The 19292-nt window shown below is 66.7% G+C and carries 18 protein-coding genes and 1 pseudogene; 14 read left to right on the forward strand and 5 right to left on the reverse strand.

All coding sequences use genetic code 11. From position 1 onward, the window contains the following. From ACREE8_RS17685 to ACREE8_RS17720, 8 genes and pseudogenes are all read left to right on the forward strand, one after another. A pseudogene (locus tag ACREE8_RS17685) lies at positions 1-513 on the forward strand (hypothetical protein); the annotation flags it as partial. A 36-nt stretch (positions 514-549) separates the two neighbouring features. After that, positions 550-888, forward strand: a complete 339-nt coding sequence (gene fliN / locus ACREE8_RS17690; RefSeq protein WP_431574326.1) for a flagellar motor switch protein FliN — start codon at positions 550-552, stop codon at positions 886-888. An 11-nt stretch (positions 889-899) separates the two neighbouring features. Beyond that, on the forward strand, positions 900-1739 hold the full coding sequence (locus ACREE8_RS17695; protein WP_431574327.1) for a motility protein A: 840 nt from the start codon (positions 900-902) through the stop codon (positions 1737-1739). A gap of 47 nt (positions 1740-1786) precedes the next feature. After that, positions 1787-3169, forward strand: a complete 1383-nt coding sequence (flbD, locus tag ACREE8_RS17700; RefSeq protein ID WP_431574328.1) for a sigma-54-dependent transcriptional regulator FlbD — start codon at positions 1787-1789, stop codon at positions 3167-3169. Between the two features lie 73 nt (positions 3170-3242). After that, the gene (gene flhA, locus ACREE8_RS17705; protein WP_431574351.1) at positions 3243-5327 is read left to right on the forward strand and encodes a flagellar biosynthesis protein FlhA; all 2085 of its coding nucleotides are present in this window, start codon (positions 3243-3245) and stop codon (positions 5325-5327) included. A 12-nt stretch (positions 5328-5339) separates the two neighbouring features. Further along, positions 5340-6341: a hypothetical protein gene (locus ACREE8_RS17710; RefSeq protein ID WP_431574329.1), complete on the forward strand. Its 1002-nt coding sequence runs from the start codon at positions 5340-5342 to the stop codon at positions 6339-6341. A 50-nt stretch (positions 6342-6391) separates the two neighbouring features. Beyond that, complete coding sequence (locus ACREE8_RS17715; protein WP_431574330.1) at positions 6392-7153, forward strand: P-loop NTPase; 762 nt, start codon at positions 6392-6394, stop codon at positions 7151-7153. Continuing rightward, a complete protein-coding gene (locus ACREE8_RS17720) occupies positions 7150-9291 on the forward strand; it encodes a hypothetical protein (RefSeq protein WP_431574331.1) in 2142 nt (713 codons plus the stop codon). Before ACREE8_RS17715 ends, ACREE8_RS17720 begins: the two co-directional genes overlap by 4 nt. A gap of 7 nt (positions 9292-9298) precedes the next feature. On the opposite strand, the gene ACREE8_RS17725 is transcribed toward ACREE8_RS17720, so the two are convergent. Continuing rightward, entirely contained in the window at positions 9299-10036 is a 738-nt protein-coding gene (locus tag ACREE8_RS17725) for a TetR/AcrR family transcriptional regulator (protein WP_431574332.1), read from the reverse strand. A gap of 158 nt (positions 10037-10194) precedes the next feature. On the opposite strand from ACREE8_RS17725, the gene ACREE8_RS17730 reads away from it, so the two are divergent. The 3 genes from ACREE8_RS17730 (at position 10195) to ACREE8_RS17740 (ending at position 14442) form a co-directional block, all read left to right on the forward strand. After that, a complete protein-coding gene (locus ACREE8_RS17730) occupies positions 10195-11070 on the forward strand; it encodes an amidohydrolase family protein (protein WP_431574333.1) in 876 nt (291 codons plus the stop codon). A gap of 7 nt (positions 11071-11077) precedes the next feature. Then, positions 11078-12769 (forward strand): AMP-binding protein, encoded by a 1692-nt coding sequence (locus ACREE8_RS17735; protein ID WP_431574334.1) that lies wholly within the window; start codon positions 11078-11080, stop codon positions 12767-12769. Between the two features lie 62 nt (positions 12770-12831). Continuing rightward, entirely contained in the window at positions 12832-14442 is a 1611-nt protein-coding gene (locus tag ACREE8_RS17740; protein WP_431574335.1) for an ABC transporter substrate-binding protein, read from the forward strand. A gap of 52 nt (positions 14443-14494) precedes the next feature. On the opposite strand, the gene ACREE8_RS17745 is transcribed toward ACREE8_RS17740, so the two are convergent. Then, entirely contained in the window at positions 14495-15448 is a 954-nt protein-coding gene (locus tag ACREE8_RS17745; RefSeq protein ID WP_431574336.1) for a LysR substrate-binding domain-containing protein, read from the reverse strand. A gap of 112 nt (positions 15449-15560) precedes the next feature. Between ACREE8_RS17745 and ACREE8_RS17750 the strand changes: the two genes are divergently transcribed. The 3 genes from ACREE8_RS17750 to ACREE8_RS17760 all read left to right on the forward strand — a co-directional run bounded on the left by ACREE8_RS17750 (position 15561) and on the right by ACREE8_RS17760 (position 17082). Next, entirely contained in the window at positions 15561-16367 is an 807-nt protein-coding gene (locus ACREE8_RS17750; protein WP_431574337.1) for an alpha/beta fold hydrolase, read from the forward strand. Positions 16368-16438: 71 nt separating this feature from the next. Beyond that, on the forward strand, positions 16439-16714 hold the full coding sequence (locus ACREE8_RS17755; protein WP_431574338.1) for a type II toxin-antitoxin system RelE/ParE family toxin: 276 nt from the start codon (positions 16439-16441) through the stop codon (positions 16712-16714). A gap of 41 nt (positions 16715-16755) precedes the next feature. Beyond that, positions 16756-17082 carry a HigA family addiction module antitoxin gene (locus ACREE8_RS17760; RefSeq protein WP_431574339.1) on the forward strand — a complete coding sequence of 109 codons (327 nt, stop codon included), beginning with the start codon at positions 16756-16758 and terminating at the stop codon, positions 17080-17082. Positions 17083-17095: 13 nt separating this feature from the next. Here ACREE8_RS17760 and ACREE8_RS17765 read toward each other — a convergent pair whose 3' ends face one another. From ACREE8_RS17765 to fliI, 3 genes are read right to left on the reverse strand one after another with little or no spacing between them, the layout of a single operon-like run. Continuing rightward, complete coding sequence (locus ACREE8_RS17765) at positions 17096-17359, reverse strand: hypothetical protein (protein ID WP_431574340.1); 264 nt, start codon at positions 17357-17359, stop codon at positions 17096-17098. 11 nt (positions 17360-17370) lie between these two features. Beyond that, complete coding sequence (locus tag ACREE8_RS17770; RefSeq protein WP_431574341.1) at positions 17371-17790, reverse strand: hypothetical protein; 420 nt, start codon at positions 17788-17790, stop codon at positions 17371-17373. After that, positions 17787-19232 carry a flagellar protein export ATPase FliI gene (gene fliI / locus ACREE8_RS17775; RefSeq protein WP_431574342.1) on the reverse strand — a complete coding sequence of 482 codons (1446 nt, stop codon included), beginning with the start codon at positions 19230-19232 and terminating at the stop codon, positions 17787-17789. Before fliI ends, ACREE8_RS17770 begins: the two co-directional genes overlap by 4 nt. Positions 19233-19292: the final 60 nt, after the last annotated feature.

The raw sequence follows: 19292 nt of genomic DNA on the forward strand, positions 1-19292 counted from the left end.
GAGCTGGCGGCGCGCACGCTGCCGGCCGTGGCCCAGGCGCTGCAGGGTTTCGCCCCGATGTGCGAGCGTGTCGAGCAGCAGACCCTGAGCTGGGCGTTGACCGCGGCCCTGGGCATGGTGCGCAAGCTCTATCCGACGCTGGAGCAGATGCAGAGCGTGATCGAGATCGAGCAGATGGCGATCGCCACCTTGCGCGATCTCGAGGAAGAGCCCCGCGTGGTGCTGCGCCTGCCCGACACCCTGATCGAGGAGATGCGGCCGCGCATCGCCGAGATCGCGAAACAGGCCGGCTTCGGCGGGCGCCTGCTGCTGATCGCCGACGAGGCCTTGGGGCCCGGCGATTGCCGGCTCGAATGGGCCGATGGCGGCATCGAGCGCCAGGCCCAGCGGACCTGGGTCGAGATCGAACAACGCATTGCCCGCAGCCTCGCCGCCTTGTCGGCGGGTGCGGGACGAACCGACAGCCATGCCGCGGACGACGCCCAGGCGTTGCCCCAGGCGCGGACCGCTTGAGACTGATGACTGCAGCCGATCCGACAGGAGTGATCGATGGCCGATGACAATCTCAATCTGAACGAGCTGAACGGCGAAGGACCCGGCGAGCCGGTCGCGCCCCCGCAGCCCGCTCCCGCCCCCACCAACGCCCGCGAGCTGGAGGCGGTCTACGACATTCCGGTGCAGGTCTCGGCCGTGCTGGGGAAGGCGACCATGCAGGTGGCCCAGCTCCTGAAGCTCGGCCGCGGTGCCGTCGTCGAGCTCGACCGCAAGGTCGGCGAGGCGATCGACATCTATGTCAACAACCGCCTGGTCGCGCGCGGCGAGGTCGTGATCCTCGAAGACCGGCTGGGCGTGACCATGACCGAAATCATCAAATCCGAACGCGCCTGAAATCAGGGGGAATGATGGCCGTCGAGACAGACAGCAACAGGCGCCTGCGCAGCACCGGCCGCACCGTGCGGACGGGCGCGACCGCCGACCCGCTGGGGCCGATCGCCCTGATCGGTGCGGTGGCGCTGGTGGCGCTTGCCATTTCGCTCGGCGGATCGCCCCTGGCGTTCTTCCATTTCCCCTCCTTCCTGATGGTGGTCGGCGGCACCTTCGCCGTCACTTGCGTCTCCTTCTCCGCCGGCGAGGTGATCCGCGCCCATCCGACCATGATCGGCGCGCTCACGACCGCCACGCCCGAGCCGATGGACGCCGCGCGCGGCATGATGACCCTGGCCGACATGGTCCGTCGCCACGGGCCCCTCGCGCTCCAGGACCAGCTACCGCAGTTCAAGGACGATCCCTTCCTCCATCGCGCCATGAGCCTCGTGGTCGATGCCGCGCCCCAGGAGGAGATCGAGGCCGTCATGGCCGCCGAAGCCGATGCGACCGCGCAGCGGATGCAGCGCAGCGCCAGCATCCTGCGCCGTGCCGCCGAGGTGGCGCCGGCCATGGGGCTTATCGGCACGCTGGTCGGCCTGGTCCAGATGCTGGGCAGCCTCGACGAACCCTCCAAGATCGGGCCCGCCATGGCGCTGGCCCTGCTCACGACCCTTTACGGCGCGTTGCTCGCCAACATCGTCTTCGGCCCGCTCGCGGCCAAGATCGAGCGCAACGCCTCGGCCGAGGCGCTGCTGCGCCAGATCTACATGATCGGCGCGGTGTCGATGGCGCGACAGGAAAATCCGCGCCGCCTCGAGATCCTGCTCAACAGCGTGCTGCCGCCTTGGCAGCAAATCCGGTTCTTCGGCTGAGATCCCGTTCGGGATCGCAGCCGCCTTTGCCACGGGAGTAGATAAAGATGCGCCTTTTGATCGTCGGATCCCTCGACGGCCCGATCGCCACCGCCGGCAAGATCGCGCTTTCGCGCGGAGCCAAGGTGGCGCAGGTCGGCGACATCGACGGCGCCATGGAGGCCTTGCGGGCCGGCCAGGGTGCGGATCTGTTGCTGTGCGACGTGCGGCACGACATCGCCCGCCTGATCGCGCAACTCAAGACCGAACGGATCAGCCTGCCGGTGGTCGCCTGCGGCATCGGCACCGAGACCGATGTGGCGGTGCGGGCCATCAAGGCCGGCGCCAAGGACTATCTGCCGCTGCCACCCGATGCGGAATTGATCGCGGCCATTCTCGCCGCCGTCGCCGAGGAAAGCAGCGCCTTCATCTATCGCGACCCGATCATGCGCGAGGTGCTGCGCCTCGCCGACCAGATCGCGCCCTCCGATGCCTCGGTGATGATCACCGGCGAATCCGGCACCGGCAAGGAAGTGATGGCGCGCTATCTGCACAGCCACGGCAAGCGCGCCACCCGCCCCTTCATCTCGGTCAATTGCGCGGCCATCCCCGAGCATCTGCTGGAATCCGAGCTGTTCGGCCATGAGCGCGGCGCCTTCACCGGCGCCATCGCGCGGCGCATCGGCAAGTTCGAAGAGGCCAATGGCGGCACCCTGCTGCTCGACGAGATCAGCGAGATGCACCCGCGTCTCCAGGCCAAGTTGCTGCGCGCCATCCAGGAACGCGAGATCGACCGCGTCGGCGGTACCCAGCCGATCAAGGTCGATATCCGCCTGATCGCCACCTCCAACCGCGACCTCGAGATCGAGACCCGCAACGGCAATTTCCGCGAGGACCTCTATTTCCGCCTCAATGTCGTGACCCTGGAACTGCCCTCGCTGCGCAACCGGCCCGCCGATATCCCGGCGCTGGCCGAGCATTTCATCAAGAAATACGCGCTCGCCAATGCGGTCCAGCCGCCGGCCCTGTCCGCGGGCGCCGAAGCCATCCTCGTGGCTCATTCCTGGCGCGGCAATGTGCGTGAACTCGAGAACACGATGCATCGCGCGGTGCTGTTGTCGAAAGGCTCCGAGCTGGGCCCTGACGCCATCATGCTGACGGGCCAGCGCGGCGCCCCCTCGACCCCGGAGGCCCGTGCGGTCGCCGCGATCGAGACCGCCAAGGCGCAGGTGACCAATACCGCCGGCCTGGTCGGGCGTACCGTCGCCGATGTCGAGCGCGACCTGATCCTCGAGACGCTCAATCACTGCCTCGGCAACCGGACGCACGCCGCCAACATCCTCGGCATCTCGATCCGCACGCTTCGCAACAAGCTCAAGCAATACAGCGAAGAGGGCATCCTGCTGGCCGGCGGCCGCGCCGCCAACGAAGGCGAGCGCCAGGCGGTGTGAACCGCGGGCGACGCTGACGGCCATCGAAACAAGGACGGTGACTTAAGACATGGCGAACGCCTTTCAGGAAGCGATGACGGGGCCCGGGCTGAACCGGATCTGGGGCCAGGTCGGGACGGCGTTGAAGCGCGGCGAGATCGCGCTGGCGCTCGGCGTCATCTGCATCCTGGTGGTGCTGATCCTGCCGATGCCGGCCTGGCTGCTCGATATCTCGCTCGCCTTGTCGATCACCATCTCCGTCCTCGTGCTGATGACGTCGCTCTTCATCTCGAAACCGCTCGACTTCAGCTCCTTTCCGACCGTGCTGCTGATCGCCACGATCCTGCGCTTGTCCTTGAACCTGGCTTCGACGCGCCTGATCCTCGCGCACGGTCACGAGGGCCCCGCCGCCGCCGGCCATGTGATCGAGGCATTCGGTAACTTCGTGATGAGCGGCAATTTCGTCATCGGCGTGATCGTGTTCGCGATTCTGGTGCTGGTGAACTTCATCGTCATCACCAAGGGTTCGGGGCGCATCGCCGAAGTGTCGGCGCGCTTCAGCTTGGATGCCATGCCCGGCAAGCAGATGGCGATCGACGCCGACCTGTCGGCGGGACTGATCGACGAAGCCGAGGCGCGGCTCCGCCGCAAGACGCTCGAGGACGAGAGCGGCTTCTTCGGCGCCATGGACGGTGCCGCGAAGTTCGTGCGCGGCGACGCGGTCGCCGGCCTGATCATCACCTTCATCAACGTCATCGGCGGCATGATCATCGGCGTTGGCCAGGAGGGATTGTCCTTCTCCGAGGCGGCCCGCACCTACACGATCCTGACCGTCGGCGATGGCCTCGTGACCCAGATCCCGGCGATCATCATCTCGACCGGCGCCGGCCTCCTCGTCTCGAAGGCGGGCATCAGCGGCACGACCGACAAAGCCCTGTTCGCCCAGCTCGGCGGCTATCCGGCAGCGCTGGGCCTGGTCTCGTTCCTGATGGGCGCCATGGCGCTCCTGCCCGGCATCCCAACCATCCCGTTCCTGGCGCTTTCGGGTGCTGCCGGCACCGGTGCCTGGATGCTGACGCGCAAGATCGCGCTCGCCAAGAACCAAGCCACCGTCAAGCAGAAGGAAGAAGCCGCGGCCCCGACCGAGGAAACGATCCAGCAGACCCTGCAGATCGACACCGTGCGCCTCGAGCTCGGCTACGGCCTGCTTTCGCTCATCGGGACCGAGCGCGGCCAGAAGCTCACCGACCAGATCAAGGCGCTGCGCCGCCAGGTCGCGCGCGAGATGGGTTTCGTGCTGCCGGCGGTCCGTATTCAGGACAATCTGCAGCTTCCGGCCAACACCTATATCGTGCGCATCAAGGAGATCGAGGCGGGCCGCGGCGACCTCCGGCCTAACATGATCCTGGTCATGGATCCGCGCGGCGAGAAGATCACGATCGCGGGCGAGGAGACCATCGAGCCCACCTTCGGCCTGCCCGCGATGTGGATCGATCCGGCCATGCGCGAAGAAGCGATGTTCCGCGGCTATACCGTGGTCGATCCCGCCACCGTCGTCACCACCCATCTGACGGAAGTGGTGAAGGACAACATGGCCGAGCTCATGTCCTATGCCGAGACGCAGAAGCTGGTCGAGGATCTGAGCAAGGAGCACCAGAAGCTGATCGGCGACCTGATCCCGGCGCAGATCTCGATGAGCGGCGTCCAGCGCGTGCTCCAGAACCTGCTGGCCGAACGCATCTCGATCCGCGACCTGCCGGCCATTCTCGAAGGCGTCTCCGAGGCCTGCGGCTATACCCGCAATGTGAACCAGATCACCGAGCATGTGCGGGCACGGCTCTCGCGCCAGATCAGCGATTCGGTCGCGGATGCCGAGGGCGTGATCCAGCTCGTGGCCCTCTCGCCCGAATGGGAGCAGGCCTTTGCCGAATCGCTGCGCGGCGACGGCGACGACAAGCAACTCGCCATGCCGCCGACCAAGCTGCAGCAATTCATCAATGCCGTGCGTCAGCAGTTCGAGCGGCACGCCATGCGCGGCGAGACGCCGGTGCTGCTGACCAGCCCCGGCATCCGGCCCTTCGTGCGCTCGATCGTCGAGCGTTTCCGCCCCGTCACCGTCGTGATGTCGCAGAACGAGATCTATGCGCGCGCGCGGATCAAGACGGTCGGGCAGATCTAGGAGCCCTGACAGATGCGGCTCAAGACCTTCGGCGCGAGCACGATGGACGAGGCGATGCGCCGCGTTCGCCAGGAGTTAGGCGACGACGCGGTCATCCTCTCGACCAAGCGCGACGGCAAGAGTGGCGTTCTCGTCACCGCCGGCCTCGAGGACGAGCCGCTGCCGGAGGTCTCGATCTCCCACCCGCGCGACCTGCCGCAACCCGACACGGCGGCCCTCGACGGGCTCGACCGCATCGCCGCCCGGCTCGAATTCAACGGCGTCCCGGCCGCGATCGCCGACCGCCTGCTCAATGCCGCGGCCGAGCTCTCGACCGAGAATCCGACGCTGGCATTGGCGGCCGCACTCGACGCCCAATTCGCCTTCGCGCCCCTCATCGACGAAGCGCCGGCCCTGCCGCTGCTCTTCATCGGCCCGCCCGGTGCCGGCAAGACTTCGAGCCTGGCCAAGCTTGGCATCCGTGCCCGGCTTGCCGGGGTGGCGGTGGGCGCTGTTTCCTGCGATATGCTGCGCGCCGGCGCCGAAGCCCAGCTCGCGACCTACACCCGCCGCCTCGATATTCCGGCCTTCCGTGCCCGCGATGCCCAGACTCTGACGCGGGCGCTGGCCTCCCTGCCGGCCGAGGGCTTGCGCCTCATCGACAGCGCCGGCAGCAATCCGCAAAGCGAGAGCGATCTCGCCGAGATCTCGGCCCTCATCGCAGCCGGCGATGCCGAGCCGATCCTGGTCCTGGCCGCGGGCGGCGATCCCGCCGAGACGGCCGACCAGGCGCGCATCTATGCCCGCCTCGGCGCCAAGCGCCTCATCGTCACCAAGCTCGACACCGTGCGCCGGCTGGGCAGCCTTCTTGCCGCCGCGGCCGCAGGCGGCCTGGCGCTCTGCGAATTCGGCCTGTCGCCTCAGATCGGCGACGGGCTCGTGCCCATGAATCCGGTTTCTCTCGCACGCCTCCTGATGGGCGAGCGCATCGAGCTGCCGTCGCTTAATCCTGCAGCCATGGAAGCCGCCGAATGACCGCGACAGCCCGCCCCCTCCCCGTCTCTCCAGGCTCCGGCCCTCAATCCGTGGGCCGGCCTTCGCGCCTGCGCGCGCTCGCCATCGCGTCCGGCAAAGGCGGCGTCGGCAAGACCTGGCTTGCGATTTCGTTGGCGCAGGCGCTGGCGAAACTGCAGGAACGCGTGCTGCTGTTCGACGGCGATCTCGGCCTCGCCAATGTCGACATCCAGCTCGGATTGATGCCGCGCTCCGACCTGGGCGCCGTGGTCGAACGAGGCCGCGCCATGACCGAGGCCATCACCAATTATGCGCCCGGCAATTTCGACGTGGTCGCCGGCCGCGCCGGTACCGCCTCGCTCGCCGCCATGAGCGGCGAACGCCTGGCGAGGCTCGGCGACGAGCTGTTCCAGACCGCTGCCGCCTATGATCGTCTGCTCCTCGACCTGGGCGCCGGTGTCGAGCGCACCGTCCGTCAGCTCTGCCGGCGGGCCGGATCCGTCCTGGTGGTCACGACCGACGAGCCGACCGCCCTCACCGACGCCTACGCCTTCATCAAGCTCGGCGTCAGCCAGGGCGATATCGGCGACCTGCGGATCGCGGTGAACATGGCGGGCTCGATCGCCGAGGGCGAACGCACCTATTCGACGCTGCTGCGCGCCTGCCAGTCCTTCCTCAAGATCGAGCCGCCGCTGGCCGGCATCATCCGCCGCGATGCCCGCGTCAAGGACAGCATCCGCGCCCAGACGCCGGTCGCGATCCGTCATCCCGACAGCGCCGCGGCCGCCGATGTGATGGCACTCGCGCGCAAGCTCAAAGAGGCGCGGCCGTGAACCTGACCCCGGTCACACCGACGACGCCAGCGACGGGGCCCAGTGCGGCCCGGCCGGTGTCGATGGCCGTGGCGGGGACCGGCCAGAACAATCTGGCCCTGCTGGGCCAGCTCGGCGCCGGCGACATCCTGTCCGGCACCGTGCTGGAACGCGCCGCTGACGGCACGCTCACGGTGCGCACCGATCGCGGCGTGCTGGCGCTCTCCGGCGGTCTCGAAGCCGCGGTCGGCAGCAAGGTCATGCTCGAGCTGCGCAGCACCGGTGCCCGCATGCAGGTGATCCTGCTGTCGGTCGATGGCGAACCCACCGCCAACCAGCCGCTCAGCGGCCCCAGGATCGGCATCCTCACCCTGCTCGATGCCGGCAAGGGAGCCGTCGCCCAGGCGGGCGATCTCTCGGCGACCACTCGACCCGGTGCGCCCGCAGGTCCGACCCTTCCACCCGTGCCGCTGCCGCCTCTGGCCGACCAGGCCGGCGTCATCGGTGCCCGCGTGGTCGCCACCTTGCTACGCCCGAGCGATTCCAAACCGGCGACCCAACTCCCTCTGCCAAACGCACCGCTTCCTCAGGCCGGCCAGCGACTGCCCTATCATCTGGCGGCGATCCTGCCGCCGGTGACGCAGGCCGTCACCGCCGCGGTCGAGGAAGCGCCGCGCCAGGCATTCATCGCGACCGTGCGCCAGCAGACGCCCGAGGGCGAGCTGGTGCTGGAGAGTCCGCTCGGCACCATCCGCATTCCCCGTCCGCCCGAAGCGGCAGCACCGCAGACGCCGCTGCCGGCGAAGCCCACCGAAGCCGCCCCGCTTCCGCCATCGCCCGGCAAGACCAGTTCGCCTTTGCCGGCTTCAGCACCCGTGCCGAACAACGCCGCCGCCGCCGAAGCCACGCCCGAACCCGCCCCAAGCTGGCCCGCCGGCACGCGGTTGGTGCTCGCGCTGCCCGCGCCGGTCAATCCCGGATTGCGGGACGCGGTCCCAGCAGGCCCGCGTCTCGTCGCGACTGTCTTGCGCGCCGCCGAGCCGCAGGCCCCGACGCCCGCCGCGCAGCGCAATGGCGTTGCGGCGCCCACACCACCCAGTAACGCGCCAGCCGCCCCGATCGCCGGCACGAGAGTGCCGCTCGAGCTGGTCTCGGTGCTGCCGCCTGTCGGTACGGGCACGAACGGCTCGGCGGCAGCCAACCCCGCGTCGGGTTCGCAGACTGCGGTGCTGGCAACCCTGCGCGCACCGTCGCCCAACGGCCAGGCGATCCTCGCCACGCCGGAAGGGCTGGTGGCGCTCGATCGTCCGATCGAAGGGCCGGTCGGCACGCGGCTGCTGCTGCTGCCGACTCCTCAGGCGCCGGCCCTGCCCGAAGCCCATCCGGGCCCGGCCCAGATCTTCAACGCGCTGCTGGAGACGGCAGCACTTCTCGACGGCGAGCGCGCGACCCTCGCAGCACCGGCGAGTCTGGCACTGCCGACCAGCGTAGCGCCGGGCGCCACGACTGCGGCCACGGCGCAAGACACACCGGCCGTCCTTCTGAATCCGACACAGACCAACGACATCCTGGCGCAGAACCTGCCGCGCGTCGGCTCGCATCTCGCGGCGGGCCTCGCCGGCTTCATTCGCGCCCGCCTCTCCGACAAGCCGGTAACCTGGCCCAGCGCCGAGCTGCGTCAGGCGCTGCAATCGGCCGGTCGCCCGGAACTGGCCGCGAAGCTCGAGCAGGGTTTCGCCGAGCTGGCCCGCGCCGCGCCCTCGACCAGCCAGGACGGTCAGTGGAAAACCATCGTGCTGCCGCTGCTCGACGAGCAGGCGCTGCACCAGGCGCGCCTCGCGATTCGCCGCGATCCCGGCAAAGGCGACCAGCCGAAAGACGGGAAGCCTGCCAGCGTCCATTTCCTGCTCGATGTGGAGCTGAGCCGGATGGGCGCCATGCAGCTGGACGGGCTGGTGCGCGGCAAGCGCTTCGACCTGATGCTGCGCACCCACAAGCCGCTCGACAGCACGATGCAGAACGAGATCCAGCGGCTCTTCGCCGAAGCGAAGTCCGTGACCGGCATCACCGGCGAGATCTATTTCCAGGTGGCCGCCGTCTTCGCCTCGCCCGATGCCAATGCGCCGGTGCCTTCCCATGCGGGCGGGTTGATCGCCTGAGCGATCGCTAGCGGACCAGCGCGATCGGCAGCAGGCCCGAATATTTGAGCTGGAAGTCCTCCTCCAACGCCGCCGCCGGATTCCGCCCGAAGATCGCCCGATACCAGACGACCGAGATCAGGGCCGCGACCCGGCGCGGATGGCGGCGCAGCCAGCGCAGCTGTTCCTCATCCTCGAAGATCAGCCGGTAGAGGAAATCGTCCGCCAGCGAGGTCAGCATGTAGGAGAGCGCCAGCGCGCTCTGCAGCGCACCGTCGTCGGCCTCGGTCACCCGCACGATATACTTGGCGAGCCGCCCGCGCCATTTGTCCTGCAGTTCCCGCCAGCCTTCCGAATAGACCGACTTCTCCCGGGCGAGCTTGTATTGCACCGCGAAGAGACCCTTGTTGCGCTGATAGATCTGCAGATAGAAGTAGGTGACCTCGTTGATGCGCTCGAAGTCCGATTTGCCGCGGCCGACGCCGACCGACATCTCGAACACGAAGCGGCAGAATCCGTTCAGTACCTCGGCCACGGCGTCGGTCCGGTTCTCGAAATACTGATAGAAGGCGCCGCGCGAGATTCCCAGCCGCTCGCAGACATGGCGCACGATCGCATCCTGGTAGCCGTCCGCATCCAGCAACTGCGCCACGCCCAGCAGGATGCGCGCGCGCGTCTGCGCCCGCGCGCTGCCGGCCGCGGCGAGCTGCGCTTCCAACTGCTCGATATAGCTCGCCGGGCTCGGGCCATCCCTCTCTTCAGCCATCCGATCATCCTTCAATCGCAAGGAGCGGCCGGCAACAGGCCCGCGCCGGTTGACTCGATCCAGGGCCGCCCATATAGTGACACGCGTGTCAGTACATCGATCACTGGCCAGAAACCGCTATACTATAAGAAGAACAAAGTACTCGACAGGAGCTTCTGGTGACGACGATCTTCGACTTTAGCATTACCGCGCCCACGGAAGAACTCGTCGAAGGGTATCACCCTTACCCGCCCCATCTCGCCAATTATGAGCGGGTCTATCGGAATTCCACCGATCACGGAGAGCTTTCCGAATATCGCGGCAAGCCGTTGTCGAAGTTCTTCAAGTTTCTCGATTCCCAGGGCATCGGAAAGATCTGCGTCAAGGCACGCGACATCCGCACCACCTTCGACGTCATCATCCCCAACGAGGCCGTGGCGAGCCTCGTCGCCGACTATCCCGATCGTGTCGTCGGATTCGCCGGTGCCGATCCGCATCGGGGCAAGATCGCCGTCACCGAGTTCGAGCACGCGATCCGGAAGCAGGGTCTGCGCGGGCTCAATCTCCAGCTCTATGAGCTGAAGCTCACCGCCAACGACCGGATGATCTATCCGCTCTATGAGAAATGTGTCGAGCTCAATGTCCCGGTCAATTTGCATGTTTCGATCAATTTCTCGACCAAGTCGCTGATGCGCTACGGCCACCCGCTGGCCGTGGACGAGGTCGCGGTGGACTTCCCCGACCTGCGCATCATCTGCGGCCCGCCGGGCTGGCCCTGGGTGCAGGAGCTGATCGGCGTGGCCTGGCGGCATCCCAATGTCTATATCGCGATCGAATCGGTTCGGCCGAACCTGCTGCTGAAGCCGAACAGCGGCTACGAGCCCCTGCTCACCTACGGGAATTCCGTGCTGGGCGACAAGATCATCTTCGGCAGCGGCTGGCCGCTGCTGCCGCTGGCGAGGACCGTGCAGGAGGCACGGTCACTGCCCCTCAAGCCCGCCAACAAGCAGGGTTTCCTCGCCGACAATGCGCAACGGGCGGTCTTCGGCGCATAGAGGCTCCATGGCGCGCTCCTCTCCCCGTTCCCGGGCGGCAGGTTACTACACGATCGCAACCCTGCTGACCGAGCGCGCCCGGACGATGCGGCGGCGGCCGGCCATCATCTCGGATGAAGGCTCGCTCAGCTATGGCGAGCTCGAGGAGAGCAGCCGGCGGCTGGCGGCGGTCTTCGCCGCGCAAGGCATCGGGCCCGGCACGACCGTCCTCCTGATGCTCGACAACCATCCGGACAGCCTCCTCTGCTGGCTGGCCCTGGCACGGCTGGGCGCCATCGAGGTGCCGGTCAATACCGCCTATCTCGGCGACGTGCTGAAACATGTCGTCCGCGATTCCGCCGCCACCATGCTGATCGCCGATGCCAGCTATGCCGCGCGCTTCAGCGAAGAAATCCTCGCCGGGGCCAGGCTGGAGACCCTGATCCTGCGGGGCGAACCGCCCGCGGCTTTGCCCCCTCGCCTCGCACGGCTGCGCCAACTCGGTTTCGCCGACCTTGTCGCCGCGGGCCGGCGTCCGGCCAAGCCGCCGGCGATCGCCGAGATCACCGATCCGCGCCAGATCATGGCGGTCATGTACACCTCGGGCACGACCGGGGCGTCGAAGGGGGTGCGCTGCACCTTCGCCCACGCGCTCGAATATTCGCGCTGCGTCGTCGAGGTGCTCGATCTGAAACCGGGCGACCGCTACTACAACATGCTGCCGCTCTTTCATATTGCCGGGCAGTGGGCCGCGGTCTTCGCCTGCCTCATCGCCGGCGCCACGGTCGTGCTCAAGCCGCGTTTCAGCGTGAGCGCCTTCTGGGAGGATATCCGCGCCCAGAAATGCAACGTCACCCTGCTGCTGGGCGCAATGGCCAATCTGCTGCACCGCACGCCCGTCACGGCCAAGGACCGCAAGCATCCGCTCGACAAGGTGCTGGTCGTACCCCTGTTCCCGCAGGTGAAAGAGTTCGCGCAGCGCTTCGGCATCCGCGTCACGACGAATTACGGCTCGACCGAGGTGGGCGTGCCGCTGCGCGCGGGCTTCCGCGCCGGGAAACCGCGTCTGTTCGACCTGGTCGATACGCGCTCCTGCGGACGGATCGTCAGCGACCGCTTCGAAGTGAAGATCGTGGATCCGAACGATGAAGAGGTGCCGCCGGGCGTTCCCGGCGAGCTGGTCGTGCGACCCAAAGTGCCCTGGATCGTCATGGCCGGCTATCTCAACCAGCCGGAAAAGACCATGGAGGCCTGGCGCAATCTCTGGCTCCATTCCGGCGACCTGATGATGCGCGACAAGCGGGGGAACTTCTATTTCCTCGACCGCATCAAGGACGCCATCCGGCGGCGCGGCGAGAACATCTCCTCGATCGAGGTCGAGAACGGGATCCTCAAATTCCCCGCCATCCTCGAATGCGCCGTCTATCCGGTTCCCTCCGCTTTGACCGAGCAGGAGGTGATGGCTGCCGTCGTCGCCAAGCCGGACAACCCGCTCGAGCTCCAGGCGCTGCATCGGTTCCTGGAGCAGACGCTGCCGAAATTCATGGTGCCCCGCTTCTATCGCCTGGAAGCCGCGCTGCCCAAGACGCCGACCGGCAAGATCCAGAAGTTCCAGCTTCGGGCGGAAGGCCTCGATGCCCCGCATTGGGACCGCGAAGCGACGTCCGCCGGCCCATCAAAACAACAACAACGAAACGAAACAATCCCAGGGAGGTCATGATGCGATCAGGACAATCACACCCGCTCTTCAAGAAGGTCGGGGAACAGTTTCAAGACGGGCGCATGGATCGCCGCGACTTCCTGCGTTTTGCCACATTGCTCGGCGTCGGCGCGGGCACGGCCTATTCGATGGCCGGCCTGGTGGATCCGATGTCGGTCGGCGTCGCGCAAGCCGCGGCTGGCGGCGGCACGGTCAGGATCGCCCAGCGCGTGCATCCAGTCGAGAGCCCACACACCTTCAGCTGGGCCGAGCCCAGCAACATCACGCGACAGGTCTGCGAATATCTGACCCGCACCGGCCAGGACAACATCACCCGGCCCTATCTGCTCGAGAAATGGGAGCCAAGCGTCGACCTCAAAACCTGGACGCTCTATATCCGCTCCGACGTCACCTGGCGCAATGGCGGCCCGCTCACGGCGGACCAGGTCATCTGGAACCTGCACCATGTCCTCGACGAGAAGGTCGGCTCCTCGATGCTGGGCCTGATGAAGGCCTATATGCTCAAGGAAGTCGATCGTGGCGAGAAGGACGACAAGGGCAATCCCAAGATGAGTTTGGAGATCTGGGACGCCAACGCGATCGAGAAGGTCGACGATCGCACCATCCGGCTCAATCTGGCGGAAGCGCAGCTCGCGGTCCCGGAGCATCTGTTCCACTACCCGATGGCGATCCTCGATCCGGCCGAGAACGGCAAGTTCGCCATCGGCTCGAACGGCACGGGCGCTTTCGAGCTGGTCGAATACGAGGCCGGCCGCAAGGCGGTGCTGAAAGCCCGCACCGAGCATTGGCATAGCGTGCCGTCGCTCGACACGCTGCAATTTATCGATCTGGGCGACGACGCGTCGGCCGTCGTCTCCGCATTGGCTTCGAAACAGGTCGATGGCGCTTACGAGGTCGACGTCACGCAGAAGCCGGCCCTGGATAAGATCGAGACCTTGCAGGTCTATGAAGTGGCGACCTCGCAGACCGCGGTCATCCATGGCAAGACGACGCGCAAGCCGTTCGACGACGCCAAAGTCCGTCTGGCGATGCGCCTCGCGGTCGATCAGGCCCAAGTGATGAGCCTGGCGGAAGGCGATGCCGGCGTCATCGGCGAGCATCACCATGTCTGCCCGATCCACCCGGAATACGCCAAACTGCCGCCCTTCACCCGCGATGTGCCTCGGGCGAAGGCTCTGCTGGCGGAAGCGGGTTACCCGGACGGCTTCGACACCACGCTCACCCTGCCGGCCGAGCCGACCTGGCAATCGGTTGCCGCCCAGGTCATGGCCCAGCAATGGGCCGAGGCCAATATTCGCGTGAAGCTCAGCATCATTCCGTCAGCCCAATGGTGGGATGTCTGGGACAAGGTCGATCTCGGCTACACCGTCTGGTATCACCGCCCGCTGGGGTTCATGACGCTCAGCCTCGCTTACCGGACGGGCGTGCCATGGAACGCGCCCGAATGGTCCGACAAGGAGTTCGACGATCTCCTGACCCAGGCCGAAGGCACGGTCGATGTCGAGGAGCGGCGCAAGATCATGGCCAAGATCGAGGTCATCATGCAGCAGCGAGGGCCCGTGGTTCAGCCCTTCTGGCGCTCGGTGCTGACCTTCTACGACAAGAAGGTCCAGGGATTCCGGATGCATCCCACATCGTTCATCTTTGGCGAGGAACTGTCGGTCAAGGCCTAAGCTCCTCACCGGGATGGCGGGGCGGGCTGCGAGCCGCCCCGCCATTTCAGTTTCAGCTTTTTCGTTTTGATTTGGCGGCGCGACTACGGTCGCTAACAACCGGCGCGGCAGCCGCCGCTTCCTCCGCCAGCCAGCGCTCCACTTTCCGCGCGGCCGCGGTGGGTGCCTCGCCCTTGATCCGCACCAGATAGTAACCGGCGAGGCTTTCGGCCTCGCGCCCGAACGGGGCGATCAGTTGGCCGCTGGCCAGCAGGCGATCCACGATCGGCCGTCGCCCCATCGCCATTCCCACCCCTTCCAGCGCCGCCTGCAAAATCAGCTCAGAGGATTCGAGCACCAGCGCCTGCTCCATCGGTGGCGGCACAACGCCGTGCGCGAGGCACCATTCCTCCCATTCGCCGGGATGGAGCCCATTGGCGATGAGCCGCGCCGACCGGATCAGGCGCGCGGGCTCGCTCGTCTTTTGTTTCGCGAGGAAGGTGCTCGTCGCCACCGGGAAGAACTGCTCGGACAACAGCGGCGCCGACTGGAAGCCAGGCCAGCTGCCATGCCCATAGCGGATTCCGAGATCGATGTTCTCGCGCGCGAAGTCGCATTTCCGGTTGGTGGTGAGGAGCTGCAGATTGATCCCGGGATGGCGCCGCTGCAGCGCGTCGAGCCGCGGGATCAGCCAGAAGGCCGCGAGCGAGGTCGGCAGGGTCAAGGTGACGCGCGCCTGGTCGGGCGAACCCGCGACCTCCGCGGTCGCGCGCAGCAGCTCGCCGAAGGATCGCCGGACGCTCGCATAATAGCGGCTGCCGACCGGCGTCAGATGCATCTCGCGGCCTTGCCGCTCGAACAGGGCCGCCCCCAGCAACTGCTCGAGCCGCTTCACCTGATGGCTGACCGCGGATTCGGTGACGCCGAGCAACTCGGCGGCGATGCGGAAGCGGCCGGCCTGGGCCGCCAGATAGAAGCTGCGGATCGCGTTCAGCGGCAAGCGCCGCATCTCATCAGGTTCGGCCAAAGGCGATCTCCGTGGCTTGAATTAAATTCAAGTATCCAGGCCGCGTTGTCAATTGTGCCGGGGACTGATGTGCCCAAAATACTGCCATGACAACCCTGGAATGGAACTGATCATGAGCCCCTCACCACAATACTTCAATTCAAGTCAAGGACGCGTGGCCCATTGGACGGTCGGGTCCGGGCCCGACCTGGTTCTGGTGCATGGCACGCCCGCCTCTTCCTATGTCTGGCGCCGCGTGGTCGAGAAGCTGCAGGCGAAATGGCGGATCTTTCTCTACGACCTGCCGGGCTACGGGATCTCCGACCAATTCGACGGGCAGGATGTGCGGCTGCGCAGCCAGGCCAAGGTGCTGGCCGAGCTGCTGCGGCATTGGGGCCTCGATCGGCCGCGGATCGTCGGCCATGACTTCGGTGCCGCAACCGTGATGGGCGCCCATCTCGTCGAGGGTTGCCCGGTCCGCGATCTCGTCATCGCCGACGGCGTCGTGCTCAACCCCTGGGGCACCCCCTACTCGCTGCTGATCCAGCGGAACATCGAGGTGTTCGAGCAGATCCCGCCGCATATTTATGCCGCGGCCATGGCCGAGCATCTGCGCGGCACCACCAGCCGGCATCTGTCGGACGCCGAGTTCGCGCCCTTGCTGGCCCCCTTGCTCGGGGAGAAGGGCCAGAAGGCTTATTATCGGCAGGTCGCACAGTATGATCACGACTATACGGCGAGGCTGGAGCTGCTCTATCCCAAGGTCGCCGTACCGATGCGGGTTCTATGGGGCGAAGAAGACCGCTGGATCCCGATCGCGCAAGGCGAGCGCTTCGCCAAGCTGGTACCGGGTGCGACCTTCACGCCGCTGCCCGATGCCGGCCATTTCCTGATGCTGGACTGCCCCAATACCGTGGCGGGGCTGATCGCTCAAGTCTGAGCGCCCCTGTGTCCGGGCGTTCATGTAACTCCTGGATTTACATATGTCGCGTTATAGGTTACAGTCCATGAATGATCAGGACCTTCCGCAGCAAGGCCCTTGAGGAACTGTTCCGCACCGGTGGAAGCAGGAAGGTCAGATCCGACCTGATCAAAAGAACCATCCAAGTCCTGGACATTCTCCATGCAGCCAAGAGCTTGGCTGATCTGAATATTCCGGGTCTCCGGTATCATCCACTCAAGGGCAAGCCGCTTCGCCACGCACTAGCCGTCAACGGCCCGTGGCGGGTAACTTTTGCCTGGAAGGATGGCGACGTCGACGCGGTGGATCTGGAGCAATATCACTGAAGATATCGACTCCAACGGAATTGGAGAGAGGAGAGTTTACGATGGCACGAAGCCGTAGGACCGTCGGCAAGACGGGGCGCGAACCCACTCATCCGGGTGCGGTACTTCGGGATATCGTGTTGCCGGAGCTGGATCTCAGCGTCGCCGCGGCGGCGCGGCAGTTGCGCGTCACCCGCCAGGCGCTCCACCGCGTTCTGGCCGAAACGGCGTCGATCAGCCCGGAAATGGCCGCGCGGCTCGGCAAGTTCTGCGGCAATGGGCCGGATCTCTGGCTCTCGATGCAGGCCTCTTATGACCTTTGGCATATCGAGAAGCAGATGAAGGCCGAACTGGCGAAGATCCCTGTCGCGGAGCGCAAGGCAGCCTAGGCGGCGCGGCGGCTCATCGCGCCCGCAGCAGCGCCCGCTTGGCGCGGCCGAACTGAAGGAACAGGAGCGCCCCCACGGCGACGAGGATGGCGCCCAGCGGCAGCGCGAAGATCGTGTGGGTCCGGGTGGCCGCTGACGAGGCAGCCGGACCGAGCTCCGAGAAGTCGGTTCCCTGCAGCGCCAGCAGGATCAGGGCCAGGCCCCACAGCGTGAAGCCGCCTGAACTGAACCATCGGGCGCATTCGATCACACCGCCCCAGAAGGCGCGACCCAGCATCTCTCTCTTCCCTATCGCCGGCGGCGATGCAGCTCCATGCCGATCTCATCTTCGCGAATGCGCTCGCGCCGCTTGATCTCGGCCTGCTTGCGCTCTTCACGGCTCTTCTGCGCCTGCTCGTATTTCTCGAGCTCGCGATAGACCTCGAGCACCGCCTCGCGCGCCTGCTCGATCCGGAAAGTCACGTCGGCCTGCGAACGCACCAGCTTCTCCCGCCGCATCCGGGTGAGATCGGCGAAGGCGGCGAAGGCCCGCGACAGCTCCAGCGTCTTATGTTCCCTGGTGGCGGCGGCCTCGCGTTCGACCGAATCGTCGAGCGTCTTGATCTGGTCGTTCAGCCGCTCGGCCAGGCGCTGCAGCTCGCCCATCTTGCGGCGCTCTTCCTCGAGGCGCCAGCGATGGAGCCGGACCAGTTGATCGAGCGCGCTCATGCGGCCCTCGCGCCGGCGATCGGCTTGGCGGCGGGTTTAGCCGCGGGCTTTGCCGCGGGCGCGGGCGCGGCGGCGGCCGGCGCCGCTGCCTTCACGGCAAGGATCTCTTCGAGCGTGCGATAGCAGCTGGCGAGGCTCGCCTTCTCGGTCTTGCCCTGCTTGAGGAAGCTTTCGAGCTGCTCGTGATAGCAGATGGATTCGTCGACCTCGGGATCGCTCCCGGCGCGATAGGCGCCCAGGCGGATCAGCTCGGCCATGTTCTCATAGGTCGCCATCAGCCGGCGCGCCTTGCTGACGACGGCGTTCTCCTCGTCATTGTTGCAGCCGGGCATGGTGCGCGACAGGCTGCGCAGGATGTCGACCGCCGGATAGCGGCCGCGCGCGGCGATGTTGCGGTCGAGCACGATGTGGCCGTCGAGGATGCCGCGCACCGCGTCGGCGATCGGCTCGTTGTGATCGTCGCCCTCCACCAGCACGGTGAAGAGGCCGGTGATGCTGCCGGTCCCGGTGCCGGGGCCGGCACGCTCCAGGAGGCGCGGCAGCTCGGCGAAGACCGAGGGCGTATAGCCCTTGGAGGCCGGCGGCTCGCCGGCGCTGAGGCCGATTTCGCGCATCGCCATGGCGAAGCGGGTCACGCTGTCCATCAGGCAGAGCACGTCATGGCCCTGGTCGCGGAAGAACTCGGCCATCGACAGGGTCAGATGGGCCGCCTGGCGGCGCATCAAGGGCGGCTCGTCCGAGGTCGCCACCACAACCAGCGAGCGAGCCAGACCCTCGGGGCCCAGATCGTCCTCGAGGAATTCCTGGACCTCGCGGCCGCGCTCGCCGATCAGGCCGATGACATTCACGTCGGCCGTGGTGTAGCGCGCCATCATGGAGAGCAGGACAGACTTGCCCACACCCGAGCCCGCGAAGATGCCCATGCGCTGGCCGCGGCAGCAGGTCAGGAAGGTGTTGATCGCCTTGACGCCCAAATCGACCTTGCCGGCCACCCGCTTGCGGGCATGGGCCGGCGGCGGCGAGGCGCGCAGCGGATAGCCCCGGGGGCCCGGCATGAGCGGACCCTTGCCATCAATGGGTTCCCCGAAGGCATTGACGACGCGGCCGAGCCAGCTGGGGGCCGGACGGATGGCGGGCTCGCTGTCGGCGAGTTCCACCTTGCAGCCCAGCCCGATCCCCTCCAGACCGCCAAAGGCCATCGCCAGGGCCCGATCATTACGGAAACCCACAACCTCGCAAGGCACCCGCCGGCCGGCCTGGCCCAGCAGGTCGCAGCGCGCGCCGACCGAGAGATGGCGGGCGATACCCCCCACCTCGACCAGCATGCCCAGCAGGGATGCCACCCGCCCGTAGAGCCGAGCCGAGGGCAAACGTGCAATTTCTTCAAGGAGGTAGGTCAGGTCGGCTGTGCCGGTCCCGGCCGAGGCAATTTGAGAATTCATTCGTTATATCCGATGGTTAGTCGGATTATGCCGATTCATTCCTAAGCTTCCATGAATCGG

Source organism: Hypericibacter sp., from assembly GCF_050729195.1.
Classification (GTDB): Bacteria; Pseudomonadota; Alphaproteobacteria; order Dongiales; family Dongiaceae; genus Hypericibacter.

What these genes read in the sequence shown, in the direction of transcription:
- fliN (WP_431574326.1), top strand. Translation starts at nt 550, where the DNA reads ATGGCCGATGACAATCTCAATCTGAACGAGCTGAACGGCGAAGGACCC.
- ACREE8_RS17695 (WP_431574327.1), top strand. Translation starts at nt 900, where the DNA reads ATGATGGCCGTCGAGACAGACAGCAACAGGCGCCTGCGCAGCACCGGC.
- flbD (WP_431574328.1), top strand. Translation starts at nt 1,787, where the DNA reads ATGCGCCTTTTGATCGTCGGATCCCTCGACGGCCCGATCGCCACCGCC.
- flhA (WP_431574351.1), top strand. Translation starts at nt 3,243, where the DNA reads ATGACGGGGCCCGGGCTGAACCGGATCTGGGGCCAGGTCGGGACGGCG.
- ACREE8_RS17710 (WP_431574329.1), top strand. Translation starts at nt 5,340, where the DNA reads ATGCGGCTCAAGACCTTCGGCGCGAGCACGATGGACGAGGCGATGCGC.
- ACREE8_RS17725 (WP_431574332.1), bottom strand. Translation starts at nt 10,036, where the DNA reads ATGGCTGAAGAGAGGGATGGCCCGAGCCCGGCGAGCTATATCGAGCAG.
- ACREE8_RS17735 (WP_431574334.1), top strand. Translation starts at nt 11,078, where the DNA reads ATGGCGCGCTCCTCTCCCCGTTCCCGGGCGGCAGGTTACTACACGATC.
- ACREE8_RS17740 (WP_431574335.1), top strand. Translation starts at nt 12,832, where the DNA reads ATGGATCGCCGCGACTTCCTGCGTTTTGCCACATTGCTCGGCGTCGGC.
- ACREE8_RS17750 (WP_431574337.1), top strand. Translation starts at nt 15,561, where the DNA reads ATGAGCCCCTCACCACAATACTTCAATTCAAGTCAAGGACGCGTGGCC.
- ACREE8_RS17755 (WP_431574338.1), top strand. Translation starts at nt 16,439, where the DNA reads ATGATCAGGACCTTCCGCAGCAAGGCCCTTGAGGAACTGTTCCGCACC.
- ACREE8_RS17760 (WP_431574339.1), top strand. Translation starts at nt 16,756, where the DNA reads ATGGCACGAAGCCGTAGGACCGTCGGCAAGACGGGGCGCGAACCCACT.
- ACREE8_RS17765 (WP_431574340.1), bottom strand. Translation starts at nt 17,359, where the DNA reads ATGCTGGGTCGCGCCTTCTGGGGCGGTGTGATCGAATGCGCCCGATGG.
- ACREE8_RS17770 (WP_431574341.1), bottom strand. Translation starts at nt 17,790, where the DNA reads ATGAGCGCGCTCGATCAACTGGTCCGGCTCCATCGCTGGCGCCTCGAG.
- fliI (WP_431574342.1), bottom strand. Translation starts at nt 19,232, where the DNA reads ATGAATTCTCAAATTGCCTCGGCCGGGACCGGCACAGCCGACCTGACC.